This window comes from Duganella sp. 1411 (genome assembly GCF_017833525.1).
GTDB lineage: Bacteria > Pseudomonadota > Gammaproteobacteria > Burkholderiales > Burkholderiaceae_D > Rugamonas.
Genome location: NZ_JAFICD010000002.1, coordinates 971,472 through 984,262 on the forward strand (window position 1 = coordinate 971,472; position 12,791 = coordinate 984,262).

At 68.4% G+C, this 12,791-nt stretch carries 10 protein-coding genes; 5 read left to right on the plus strand and 5 right to left on the minus strand.

The window, feature by feature from the left end; all coding sequences use genetic code 11:
* Positions 1-7 precede the first annotated feature (7 nt).
* The 4 genes from JOD97_RS15900 (at position 8) to JOD97_RS15915 (ending at position 4,137) form a co-directional block, all read left to right on the plus strand.
* A complete protein-coding gene (locus tag JOD97_RS15900) occupies positions 8-799 on the plus strand; it encodes a DUF1868 domain-containing protein (RefSeq protein ID WP_209719586.1) in 792 nt (263 codons plus the stop codon).
* 77 nt (positions 800-876) lie between these two features.
* Positions 877-2,043 carry a glycerophosphodiester phosphodiesterase family protein gene (locus JOD97_RS15905; RefSeq protein WP_209719589.1) on the plus strand — a complete coding sequence of 389 codons (1,167 nt, stop codon included), beginning with the start codon at positions 877-879 and terminating at the stop codon, positions 2,041-2,043.
* Between the two features lie 23 nt (positions 2,044-2,066).
* A complete protein-coding gene (locus tag JOD97_RS15910; protein WP_209719592.1) occupies positions 2,067-3,533 on the plus strand; it encodes a hypothetical protein in 1,467 nt (488 codons plus the stop codon).
* 94 nt (positions 3,534-3,627) lie between these two features.
* On the plus strand, positions 3,628-4,137 hold the full coding sequence (locus JOD97_RS15915; protein WP_209719595.1) for a YgjP-like metallopeptidase domain-containing protein: 510 nt from the start codon (positions 3,628-3,630) through the stop codon (positions 4,135-4,137).
* Positions 4,138-4,168: 31 nt separating this feature from the next.
* Here the strand turns inward: JOD97_RS15915 and JOD97_RS15920 are convergent, their stop codons facing one another.
* The 3 genes from JOD97_RS15920 to JOD97_RS15930 are packed head-to-tail and all read right to left on the minus strand — an operon-like array spanning position 4,169 to position 7,437.
* The gene (locus JOD97_RS15920; protein WP_209719597.1) at positions 4,169-5,503 is read right to left on the minus strand and encodes an MFS transporter; all 1,335 of its coding nucleotides are present in this window, start codon (positions 5,501-5,503) and stop codon (positions 4,169-4,171) included.
* A gap of 27 nt (positions 5,504-5,530) precedes the next feature.
* The gene (locus JOD97_RS15925) at positions 5,531-6,328 is read right to left on the minus strand and encodes a substrate-binding domain-containing protein (protein WP_209719600.1); all 798 of its coding nucleotides are present in this window, start codon (positions 6,326-6,328) and stop codon (positions 5,531-5,533) included.
* A gap of 17 nt (positions 6,329-6,345) precedes the next feature.
* Positions 6,346-7,437, minus strand: coding sequence for a porin (locus JOD97_RS15930; protein WP_209719603.1), 1,092 nt, complete (start codon positions 7,435-7,437; stop codon positions 6,346-6,348).
* Positions 7,438-7,546: 109 nt separating this feature from the next.
* Here JOD97_RS15930 and JOD97_RS15935 point away from each other — a divergent pair, with 109 nt between their 5' ends.
* On the plus strand, positions 7,547-8,464 hold the full coding sequence (locus JOD97_RS15935; protein WP_209719605.1) for a LysR family transcriptional regulator: 918 nt from the start codon (positions 7,547-7,549) through the stop codon (positions 8,462-8,464).
* A 27-nt stretch (positions 8,465-8,491) separates the two neighbouring features.
* Here the strand turns inward: JOD97_RS15935 and galA are convergent, their stop codons facing one another.
* Positions 8,492-11,380 (minus strand): beta-galactosidase GalA, encoded by a 2,889-nt coding sequence (gene galA, locus JOD97_RS15940; RefSeq protein ID WP_209719608.1) that lies wholly within the window; start codon positions 11,378-11,380, stop codon positions 8,492-8,494.
* Positions 11,381-11,511: 131 nt separating this feature from the next.
* A complete protein-coding gene (locus JOD97_RS15945; RefSeq protein WP_209719610.1) occupies positions 11,512-12,789 on the minus strand; it encodes a glycosyltransferase in 1,278 nt (425 codons plus the stop codon).
* Between the last annotated feature and the right edge of the window lie 2 nt (positions 12,790-12,791).

A 12,791-nucleotide genomic window follows, 5' to 3' on the forward strand; every position in this document is an offset into this window, starting at 1 on the left:
TGGTTTTATGAATGTGATCAAACCCCGCCGCGGCGCCATGCGCCTGATGTTGCAAACCGGCTTGCTGGCCATCGCCGAGCCGGCGCTGGCGCAACCGCCGGCGCACGCCGCCGCCCTGCCCGGCGCGGCCGACGAGGCGCCCAAATTCCACGCCGACGGCACGCCGGCGCACTGGCCGGGCAACACGATCATCTGCCACATCGACCGGCGCAGCGACACCTTCATGGCCATGCTCGACCTGCACACGGTGCTGATGCGCAGCGGCCTGACGCACCGCGTGGTGCCGCTGCCGCCGGCCAGCTACCACACGACGGTGTTCGAGGGCATCTCGTATCCGCAGCGCGCGCGCCGCTTTCCGCGCGACCTGCCGCGCGACGCCAGCGAGGCAGCCTGCGACGCCGCTTTTTTGAAGAAGCTGCAACAGTTCGACCTCGGCTGCCGGCTGCCGCTGCGCATGCGTCCGAGCAAACTGGAACTGCAGACCAATCCCTACAACATCCAGCTGGAGCCGGTCGACGCCGCCGAGAACCACAAGATCCGGGGGCTGCGCGACCGCCTGGCCGCGCTGCTGCAATTCCGCGACGACGAGCACGACAGCTACCGCTTCCACACCACGCTCAATTATTTCTCGTCGCCGCTGAACGACGCCGAGCAACAGCAATTCGCGCGGTTGCGCCAGCGCATGCTCACCAGCTTCATCGCCCGCTCGCCGCTGATCGAACTGCAGGCGCCGGAGTTCTGCTACTTCGACGACATGTTCGAATTCCGCCCGCAACTGCGGCTACACAACAAGTCCTGAGCCGGCAGGACTGGCGCGCCCCGGCGCGCGCACCACCCGGCACGCACGTCCCCACTTCACTTCAAGGAGAACCACCCGTGACACCTATCTTCTCGACCGCCAAACGCCTGAGCGCCGCGCTGCTCGGACTGGGCCTGGTCGGCGCCGCCGCGCCGGCGCTGGCCAACAGCTGGAATCCCGAGCACATCATGCTCGCGCTAAAGTTCCCCTACTCGCATAATGCCGGGGGCAACGTGGTCACCATCGCCCACCGCGGCCTGGTCGGCCCCGGCTGCCCGGAAAATTCGGCCTGCGCCATCACCAACGCCGTCAACAACAATATCGAAGCGATCGAACTGGACGTCAAGGAATCGTCCAGCGGCACGCCATGGCTGTTCCACGACCAGAACGCCGGCCGCCTGGTCAGCCACAGCGGCGGCCTCGACATCTACACCGGCGCCGGCTGGAACCCCGACATCCGCACCATGAACGACCAGCAGCTGAACGACTCGCGCCTCATGGACCACGACTTCAAGGTCAGCAATTACAACGCGCTGCTGGTTTCGACCGCGCTCAACAACGTCAAGTTCGGCGCCAACCATGTCGTCATCGTATTCGACATCAAGACGGCGGACGCCGTCTCGAAAATCGCCGACATGGTCAACACGCGCGGCATGCAAAACCAGGTGGTGCTCAAGTTCAGCTCCTCGCTGTTCGCCCACAATCCGGCCGACATCATCAAGTTCACCAAGGGCGTGGCGTTCGCGCCGACCGTCTACGCCGGCGATATGGACCAGATCATCGACAGCGGCTACGCCGGTAACATGACGAGCTGCGCTGACCAGGGCGCGGACAAGTACCAGTGCCGCATCGAGGCCTGGGCCGATCAGGCGACCAGGGTGCAGAACTACGCGTGGCTGGAAGTGGGCAACAAGCAAGCGTTCAACGGCGGCGACCCCACGCGTTTCCTGGTCAACCACGTGAGCGGGCTGAAACGCGCCATGGGCGGCTTCAGCCCGGTCCCCGAGTACCGCGCCAACGCGGGTGACGGCGCCTACTACATCCGCAGCAACGGCACCTGCTGCGCCCGACTGTCGGACTACCTGTCCAACTCGAAGTACTTCGGCCGCGAAACCCAGGACGACCGCTGGCAGGTGACGGAACTGTTGAAGGGTGGTTTCACCAGCATCATCAGTGACAATCCGTTTGCCGTCAGCAATGCCGCCATCAAGCAGGGCCGCCGTAACACCCAGCTGTATCAATAAGCGACCGGCCCCGGAGGAAGACCATGCCACTGAACCGATATCTGGCGCTCCCGACCATCGCCGTGCTGCTCGGCGCGGCGCTGTGGGCGGCCGGCGCGGGCGAAGGCGAGCGCGCCGCCACGCCGCAACAGGGCTCTGTGGCGGGCGCTTCCTCCGGCGGGCTGCTGTCCTACCTCGCCGCCGCCGGACCTGTCGCGCCGCCGCCCCTGGCCTCCGCCGATGCGTTGCGCCGGCAGGCGGCGCGACTGCCCGCCGATTTCCAGGCCGACGTCCTGTTGCGGCTGGCCGCCGGGCCGGAGGCGCGCGATGCCGCCGACCTGATCCTGCAAGCGTACCGGCTGGCGCCGCAGGCGGCGCGGCCGTTGCCGGGCCGGGTCGCGCGCGCCTGGGCCGGCGGCGACGACGTCGTCCTGCCGCCGCAAACCGCCGGGCTCGACCAGCTATCGTTGCAAATCCGCGCCGTGCGCGCCATGCTGGCGATCGCGCCGGAGCGCATCGGCATGCTGTCGTCGCCGTTCCCCGGACCGCGCGCGGCCGACTGCGACGCCGACTATGTCGACGACCCGGGCGCGGTGTACGAGCTGGCGTCGGCGACCTTGCCCGCCCAGGCCTACGCGCGCGCCGCGTTCGCGCTGAAGGTCGTCAGCCGTGCCAGGACGGAAATGGACCTGGCGCCGGCCGTCCAATTCATCACCGCGTTGCCGCCGCTGGCGCCGCGCGACGAGGCCGCGCTCGCGCAGGGCTTGAGCGCGCTGTTCGCGCGAGCGCAGGGCAACGACCCCGGTTTCGCCGCCACCGGGCCGGGCCTCGCTTCCGGCATGGAGGCGCTGCTGGCCCGCTACAACGGCATGCCGGACGCGCGCCGCGAAGTGCAAGCGGCGTTCCGCAACTATGTCGCCACCCATCTGGCGGCGGCGCGCTGCCCTGCCAGCCTTGGCGGCGAGTACAGGCAGCTTGAGCGCGGCTTCACCGCCGGCGACAACGCTGACGCGGCCGACGCGCCGGATACGCCCGACCTCGCGCCGCGCGCGGCCACTGCGCCGGCCCCGTACGCCGCCGCGGCCGACGCCATCCGTCACGCCGCCGCGACGACGATGGCACGGCTGCACGCAGGCCCGGACGCGTCCCCGTCCGAGCCGCCGGACGCCGACGATTTGCTGGCCACCCTGGACAGCGCGGGCGTCATGTCCGCCGCCGCCGGCGACGCCGGCGGCCGTCTACAACGCATCGCCGTGCATGCGCTGCTGCGCTACCTGGAATACGCGCCGCCGGGCGCGCGGCGCGACGGCGCGTTCGCCCGGCTGCAAGCCTGGCTTGCCGACGGCGCCGGCGCGCGCGACCATGACCGCAGGCTGGCCGACCTGCGCGCGCTGGCCGACGGCGCGCGGCGCTGGCCGGACGCCGACCGGCGTCTGCGGCAACTGGCGGCCAGCCGCGACTTGGTGATCAGTGTCTACGCCCAGCTCGTGCTGAGCAAGCAATTCCCGTAAAACCGATCTCGCCGCGTCCGGCCGCCCGGGGCATCGCCAGCCCATCGCCCGGATGTGGTACATTCACGCCTCGAATCTCCTCCGCCGTCACGCCATGTCCTCCCTGAAGTACCTCAGCGCCTATTCCGAGCAAACGCAGCAGCAAGTGACCGAGTTGCTGGCCAAGAACCAGCTAGGCGACGTGCTGCTCAAGCGTTACAAGAAACCGCACGACCTGCGCACCGACAAGGCGCTGTACCAGTACGTGCAAGGCTTGAAAGATGAGCATTTGCGCAACGCCGAGCCGATCAACAAGGTCGAGTACGACAGCAAGATCCACGTGATCAACCACGCGCTGGGCTTGCACACGTCGATCTCGCGCGTCCAGGGCGGCAAGCTCAAGGCCAAGCACGAGATCCGCGTCGCCACCATGTTCAAGGAGGTGCCGCTGGAATTCTTGCGCATGATCGCCGTGCACGAGCTGGCGCACGTGAAGGAAAAGCAGCACGACAAGGCGTTCTACAAGCTGTGCACCTACATGGAACCGAACTACCACCAGTTCGAGTTCGACCTGCGGCTGTACCTGACCCACCTCGACAGCGGCGCCGGCCGGCTGTGGGCATAACGGCTTTGTCGCCGCGCCGGGCCGCTGTGGTTCACGCCGCCGCCGGATGGCGCTCCTTGACGATGCCGCGATAGACCAGCCACGTCGCCGCCAGGCTGATGGCGCCGGCGCCGGCCATCCAGTAGCCCGGCGCGGCCTTGTCGCCGGTACTCTCGATAAGCAAGGTCGACACCAGCGGCGTCATGCCGCCGAACAGCGCCGTGGCCAGGCTGTAGGCCAGCGAAAAGCCGGTGGTCCTGACGCTGGCCGGGATGATTTCCGTCAGCGCGACGATGGTGGCGCCGTTGTAGCTGCCGTAGAGAAAGGACAGCCACAGCTCGACCACGACCATGTGCTCGAAACTGGGATGGCCAACCAGCCAGGACAAGGCCGGATACGCGGTCAGCACCGTCAGCGCCGAGCAGATCGCCATGATGGGCCAGCGCCCGATGCGGTCCGACAGCGCCCCCATGACCGGCAGCCAGATGAAGTTCGACAGGCCGACGCACAAGGTGACGAGCAGGCTTTCCTCGGTGCTCAGCTTGAGCACGCTCTTGCCGAAGGTCGGCGTGTAGACGGTGATCAGATAGAACGCGACCGTCGTCAACACGATCAGCATGGTGCCGGCGACCACCAGCGGCCAGTTCAGGCTGATGGTCTTGAGCATCTGCCGGAACGTCGGATGGGACTTGCGCGCCAGGTAGGCCTCGGTCTCCTGCAGCGAGCGGCGGATGTAGAACACCACCGGGATGATGGAGCAACCGATGAAGAACGGGATGCGCCAGCCCCAGTCGGCGATGAACGCCTTGCTGAGCGTCTCGTTGAGCCCGTAGCCGAGGGCGGCGGAGAAGATGATGGCGACCTGCTGGCTGGCCGATTGCCAGCTGACGTAATAGCCCTTGTTGCCGGGCGTTGCCATCTCGGACAGGTAGACCGACACGCCGCCCAGCTCCACGCCGGCGGAAAAGCCTTGCAGCAAGCGCCCGATCAGCACCAGCAGCGGCGCCAGCAGTCCGATGGTCTCGTAGCCGGGCACGAAGGCGATCAGCGCCGTGCCGGAGGCCATGATCGCCAAGGTCAGCACCAGGCCCTTGCGGCGGCCGATGCGGTCGATGTAGCTGCCGAGGATGATCGCGCCCAGCGGCCGCATGAAGAACCCGGCGCCGAAGGTGGCGAACGTCATCATCAACGCCGCGTATTCGCTGCTGGCGGGGAAGAACGCCTTGGAAATATAGGTGGCGTAAAAGCCGAACAGGAAAAAGTCGTACATTTCGATGAAATTGCCGCTCGTCACCCGGATGACGGTGGCGATGCGGGACGGGGCGCGCGCCGGTTCGCGCGGCGGCACGGCCTCGGCGAGGGCTTGGACGCTGGATGGAATAGCCATGGGTTACCTATCGATGAAAAATGAAAATTAGTGCTGGAGCGGGGTCGACGCCGGCTCCAGGCCGGTGGCCTCGATCGCGGCGGCGTTGGCGGGCGACGCCAGGAAGCGCAGCAAGGCGCGTCCGGCCTCCGGCTGCCCGGCGTCGCGCACCAGCGCGGCGGAAAATTCCGTCTTCAATTGCACTTCCGGCGGCAGCAGGCCGACGATGTCGATGCCCTTGACCGGCATCAGTTCGCTGCGCTGCTGGCAGCCGAAATCGGCCTCGCCGTGGGCGATGATTTCACCGACCGGCGTGGCCGGGATTTTCGCGGCCTTGCCCTGCATCTGCTGGGCGATGTCCAGCTTCTTCATCAATTTGCCCTCGATGTATTCGCCGCTGGCGCTGTCCGAATAGGCCACCTTGCGCGCCGTCAGGAAAGCGCTGCGCAAACCCTCGGTCGTGCTGATGTCGGGCTTGGCCGCGCCGTGGCGCACGGCGCAGGCGATGGGGGAGTTCGCCAGCACCACCTTGGTGCCGGGAACCAGGCGCCCCGCCGCCATCAGCTGGTCGAGCGCGTCGCCCACCATGATGACGACGTCGATCCGCTCGCCTCGCGCCAGGCGCGCCGGGATCGCGTTGGCCGTGGTGCCCATCGACGGTCCCCATTCGGATTGCAGATGGTCGCCGCTGACGCGTTCGTATTCGGGCGCCAGGTTTTTATAGGCCTGGGCGAAGCCGCCCGAGCTGACCACGCGGATGTCGGCGGCGTTGGCCGCGCCGGCGGCGAGGAAAACCAGCGCGGCCAGCAATGGGCCCGATTTCCGTGCCAGATGATGTGGAAGCATAGTCGTTTCTCCGATCGTTAAAATTTTTGCATGAAGCCGAGTGTCAGGGCCGCGCCGTGGCGGTCGTTGGCGCGCGTCCCGGCGGCGCCGGCGGCATCGCCTTGCCACAGCGTGTAGTCCGATTCGAGGTACAGCGTGGCGCGCGGCGACAGCGTTTTTTCCAGGTAGGCGAAGGCGCGCTGGAAGCCGTCGTCGATATGGCCGGTGGCCGAGCGGCGCACCTTGTACCAGGCGGTCGTCAGCAGAAGGTCGGGCGCGAATTGCCGGCTCACACCGGCGGAAACCACACCCTGCCGCACCGACCGGTCGACGCCGACGTCGGCGCGGTTGACGCCGGCATTGGCCTTGAACTGCCATGCGTCCACCTTGTAGGCGGCGCCGAGCGTGGCGGCATCGAGGACGAGGTTGTCACGGTTGCGAAAGCGCATCACGGCGCCGGAGACGGCCAGCCCGTCCCGCTGGTAAGCCAGGGCGCCACCCCAGGTCGACAACGGCGACGTCGCCCCCGCCACCTCGCCGAACGAATACGCCGCGCGCGCCACCACCGGTCCCAGGTTGGCGGTGTACTTGACCATGTTATCGAGCCGATAGAAATTGTCGGCATAGCCGCTGCTGCCATATTGCTGGCCGAACGCATGGCCGCCGAACGCGGTGTTGCTCAAGCCGGTGATGTTGATGTTCGGATTGAAGCTGGCGTAGCGGATGCCCAGCGGGTCCACCGGCGCGATGGCGTCGGCCAGCAGCGTCGCCTGGCGCCCCAGGTACACCGATCCCAGCGGCGACTTCAGGCCCACCCACGCCTGCCGGTCGAACAGCTTGTCGGATTTGGCCGCGCTGCCGGTATCCAGATTGAGCCCGCCCTCGAGGCGGTACACCGCCTGCCAGCCGCCGCCGAGGTCTTCCTGGCCGCGCAGGCCCCAGCGGCTGGTGTTGTTGACGCCGCTGCTGATGGACGGCTGCGCGCCGCCGGCCATCGGCGCGTTGGCGGCGGTCAAGCCCTTGCCATAACGGACGCCGGCATCGGCTATGCCATATAACACCGCGCCGCCCTGCCCCAGGCAGGCGCCGCTGGCGGCCAACAACAGCGCGAACGCGCAACGATTTCGCATCGTGTCTCCATTTTTCGAATGATGCCTTCTTGACGAGGCTGCTGATTGATAGCGCATCATCGTTGAAATGGCATAATTTGATAATTGCAATTTTTCCGGAGATTAATGCATGCAGCGCATCAATTACGAACTTCATGATTTACAGGCCTTCGTCGCCGTCGCCGAGCGCAACAGCTTTCGCCAGGCCGCCACCGACCTGTTCCTGTCGCAGCCCGCGCTCAGCCGGCGGATCGAGAAACTGGAGGACGCGCTGGGGGTCAAGCTGTTCGAGCGCACCACCCGGCGCGTGCAGCTGACCAATGTGGGCCAGATGTTCCTGGTGAACGTGCGCGACTCGCTCAACGGCCTCGAGGATGCCGTGCTGGGCGTCGCCGACCTCGCCGCGCACCGCACCGGGACGGTCACGTTCGCGTGCGTGCCGTCGGCCGTGCGGCACTTCCTGCCGGACGTGCTCAAGCGCTTTAGCGCGCGCTTTCCGAAAATCCGCGTGCGCGTGCACGACGAAAGCGCGCAGGACGTGCTCAACCTGGTGCTGAGCGGCGAGGCGGACTTCGGCGTCTGCTTCACCGGCGCGGAAAATCCGGAGATCCATTTCCAGCCGATCCATGTCGAAAGCTACGTGCTGGCGATGCGGCGCGACCATCCGCTGGCCAAGCGCAAGAAACTCAACTGGAAGGAGACGGTCGACGAACGCTATATCTCGGTGGCCAAGTCGAGCGGCAACCGCAGCGTGCTGGACGCGGCGCTGTCGGGCGTGGAAAAGCACCCGTGGATCTCGTGCGAGATCAACCACGTGTCGGGCGTTCTGGCGCTGGTGGAATCGGGGCTGGGGGTGGCGGCGGTGCCCGGGCTATCGATCCCGCGCGAGGCGCACAGCGCGGTGGTCGGCGTGCCGCTGGTCAATCCCGTTGTCAACCGCACGCTCGGCTTGATCAGCAGGCATCAGCATGCGATGCCGCCGGCGTCGCGCACGCTGTTCGACATGCTGAGCGCGGGCATCGGCAAACCGGGGCGGCGGGCCGCGTAGCGCGCCCCTGCCGCCTCCGGCCGGACGCTAGCGGGCGCCCTGGCCGGTCTGGAAGCGCACCGTCGCCGGCGCCAAGCCGGGCGCGCTGGCCGTCAAGGCGGCCTCGCCGGCCTGTCCGGTCGATTGCACGATCACCTGCGCCCAGCCGTTGAACACGCGCCGCTGCCACGGCGCGGCCGGCGCCGTGACGCGCAGCACGCCCCATTTGCTGGTGCCGACGGAACGCTCGAACATGCCCTGCACGCCATCCTTCGGCGTCGCCACGACATAGGCCAGGCTGTTGGTGTCCTGCAGCTGGGCGGCGTCGAGCGCGATCGCCAGGCCGCCGTCGAGCGGCGCCGCCTCCACCGCGCGCCCGTTCACGTACACCGCCTGATCGGCGGCCAGCCGGTCGATGAACAAGGCGGCGCGGCCATCGCGCGCCATGGCCGGCCGGGGGAACTCGCCCCGCAACACCAGATAGCGCGTCAGCGGCGGCTGCGCGGTCGGCGGCAGCCACGCGGCCGGGTCGCGCCAGGACGAGGTGTCGACCGTGGCGGCGCGCGCCGCCGGATCGTCGGCGCTGTCGACGGCGAGCGTGCGCCAGCCGGTCAGCGGCACGAAGCCGTGCCGCTCGGCCGGACGGTCGGGCTCGTGCGAAGCGGGATCGCCGTTGCCGACGCCGATGATGCGGATCGGGCCGGACGCGGCAAAACCGATCTCGTCATCGGCGGTCGGCACGATCTTGCCGGCGGCGTCGGCGACGTTGACCCACACCACGGCGATGTCGGTGCCGTCGGGCTTGAGGACGGTCTGGTCGGCGCTCAGCGCCACGCGCGCGCCGGCGCCGGTGGTCGCCACCTCGGCCGTCGCCACCGGCGCGCCGCCGCGATAGGCGGTCGCCGTCAGTTTGCCCGGCTGGTAAGGCACCGTCCATTCGAGGTGGCCGTCCTTGACCATGGTCTTGCGGCCCAGCGGGCGGCCGTCCTGGAACAGCTCGACCGCGTCGCCGTTGCTGTAGACGGCCACCTTGATCGGCTGCCCCTCCCGGCCGGCCCAGTTCCAGTGCGGCAGGATGTGCACCATCGGCGCGCGCGTCCACACCGACTTGAGGTAGTAGGCCGTGTCCTTCAGCACGCCGGTGGTGTCGAGCATGCCGAATTGCGAACCGACCGCCGGCCAGCCGAACGGCGTGGTCTCGCCCCGGTAATCGAAGCCGGTCCAGACGAACATGCCGCCCATCCAGTCGCGCTCCCGGACGCGGCGCCAGCCCTCCTCGATGCTCAGGCTGCTGCCGGGCCGGGCCTGGCGGTCGTAGGCGTTCAGGTGGGAGCGCGCCGGCTCGTCGACATAGACGCCACGCGTGGTGAAGGTCGAGCCCTCCTCCGACATCAGCGCCGGCTTGCCGGGATGGTCGCGGTGGAAGCGGTCGACATCGTGCTGGGCGCCGTAATTAAAGCCAATCACGTCGGCGCCGAGCGACACGCCCTGGCCCGAGCCGCTGGTGGCGACCATGGTGCGCCGCGTCGGGTCCATGCGCTTGACGTGGCGGTCCATCTCGCGCGCCAGGTGCGGGCCGGGGTCCTTCCACTCCAGCGCCCATTCCTCGTTGCCCACCGACCAGATGACGACGCTCGGATGGTTGCGGTCGCGCCGTATCATGCGCTCGAGCTGTCCGCGCACCTCGGGCGTGGTGCCCATCATGCGGTGCTCGTCGATGACCAGCATGCCCAGCCGGTCGGCCTCGTCCAGCAGTTCCGGCGTCGGCGGATGGTGCGAGGCGCGGTAGGCGTTCACGCCGAACGACTTCAGTTGCTTCAGGCGCCAGGTCTGCAGGCCGTCCGGCAGCGCCACGCCGACGCCGGCGTGGTCCTGGTGGTTGTTGGTGCCCTGCAGCTTGAGCGGCTTGCCGTTCAGCGTAAAACCCTTGTCCGGGTCGAACGCCACCGTGCGGATGCCGAAGCGGGTGTGGTAGCTGTCGACCGCGCGGCCGCCCCGCAGCAGCGTGGTCTTCAGCGTGTACAGGTTCGGTTCCTCGAGCGACCACAGACGCGCGCGCGGCACCGTCAGCGCCGCGCTGAACTCGCCGTTGCGCGCGGCGTCCACGGTGCGGCCGGCCTGTTCGGCCTGCGCCACCAGCTGGCCGTCCGGCGCGTACACCTGCTGGCGCAGCGAGAACGACTCCGCGCTGTTGCCGTCGTTGGCCACGGTGACGTCGACGTCGACGCGCGCGCGCCCGCCGTCGACCCGGGTCTTGACGAAGGTGCCCCACTGCGCCACGTGCAGCGGCGCGGTCTTGGTCAGCCAGACGTGGCGGTAGATGCCGGCGCCCTCGTAGAACCAGCCCTCCTCGACGGTGGCGTCGGCGCGCACGGCGATGACGTTGTCGCCGCCGACGTTCAGATAATCGGTGATGTCGTAGCGGAAGCCGGAGTAGCCGCTGGGTTCGGTACCGATGTAGTGGCCGTTGACCCAGACCGTGCTGTTGCGGTAGACGCCGTCGAACTCCAGCGAAATGCGGCGGCCCTGGTCGCTGGCCGGGATATGGAGCACCTTGCGATACCAGCCGACGCTGTTTTCCGGGAAGTTGCGGCCGATGGCCAGCGAGCCATGGTTGGTGTCGGCGCGCGCATCGAACGGCAGCTCGACCGCCCAGTCGTGCGGCAGGTCCAGCTTGCGCCAGGCGGCGTCGCTGAAGTCGGCGGCGGCCGGGCCGTCGCCGTAGCCGGCCTTGGCGAAGAAGAAGGGACGCAGGCCGTGCCGAAAATCCTTTTGCGCGTCGTACGCGTGGCCGTGGGCGAAGCGCCAATCCTTGTCGATGTTGATGCGTTCGCGGACGTCGCCGGCGTGGACGGCGGCCGGCGGAGCCGCTATGGTGGCGCAGGCGCAGCCCGCGAGGATGATGGCGATCAGTATCTTGCCCAGTCGATTGGTCACTTTGTCTCCTTATTGTTCCGGCTAACACTAATTTAAACGCACATCTAAATCACGTAAGGCGGATTAGCGTAGCGTAATCGGCCAATGCGTGCGTCAACGCGACGCATGCATGGCGGATTACGGCGTCCCGCCTAATCCGCCCTACGTAAAGCCGTGACCGCCAACTCCTCGACCAGATCGGCGATCTGCTCGGCGGGCGGGCGTTCGGCCGCCAGCTTCGCGGCCAGCGCGGCGCAGGCTTGCGCCACCTCCGGCCGCTTGAGCAGCCCCGACAGCGCGGCGGTCCAGGCTGCGGGCGGCGCGTCCAGCCCAACCACCGCGCCCACGCCCAGGCGCGCCAGGCGCATGCCGTTGTCGGGCTGGTCGTACGAGAACGGCACCACCAGTTGCGGCTTGCCCGCCGCCATCACCGTGGCGCTGGTGCCGATGCCGCCGTGATGGACGAACGCCGCCACGCGCGGCGCCAGCGCGTCGAACGGCGCGTACGCCACGTGGTGCACGAACGCCGGCAACGCGGCCGGCAACTGGTCGCGGAACGGCGTGATGACGACCACGCGTTGTTGTAACGCTTCGGCCGCCGCGATCGCGCGCGCGATGAAGGCGCGGCCGTGCGCCATCGCCGACCCCGGCGTGACGGCGATCGGCGCCGGGCCGGCGTCGAGGAAGCGCCGCAAGTCCGGGTCCAGCGGCTCGTCCGGCGCGGCCGGCAGGCGCGGGAAACCGGTGCACACGGTGTTCGGCGGCCAATCGGGCTGCGGCGCCGCGAACCAGTCGGGGAAGGCGCAGATGACGCGCTGCGGCGAATGCAGCCAATGGCTCATCACGCGCCGCACCGGCGCCAGGCCGAGCGCGGCGCGCAAACGGTTGATTTCGGGACGCACGGCGGGATCGATGACCAGCCGCTCGATCAGGCCCAGCACGGCGCGCACGACCCACGGCGGCATCCGCGCCAGCCACTCCAGCCCGGCGCGCGCGGCGGGATCGTAGGCGGAGAAGAAACACGACGGCGCCAGGTGGACGGTGGCCAGCGGCACGCCGCGCGCCTCCTGCAGCAGGCGGCCGGTCATCGCCAGCGTGCTGGCCACGATCACCGTCGGCCGTTGTTCGACCAGCGCCAGCTGCCGCGCGTACGACGGGGCGAAATGCCGGGACATGTACTTCCAGATCGTGAACAGCCCTTTTTGCGGATGCCACAGGTCCGGGTCGTACACCAGCTCGTCGAGCTCGGCCTGGCTCAGGCCCGAGGCGAAGCCCATGCCGGCGCGCTCGATCCGTTCCTTGAAATTGTCGGAGGCGACCAAGGTGACCTCATAGCCGCGCCGCAGCAGCGCCTGGCCGATGACGATGAACGGGTAGACGTCGCCGGCGCTGCCGGCGGCGAGGATCAGGATATGGCGCGCGCCGGCCAAGC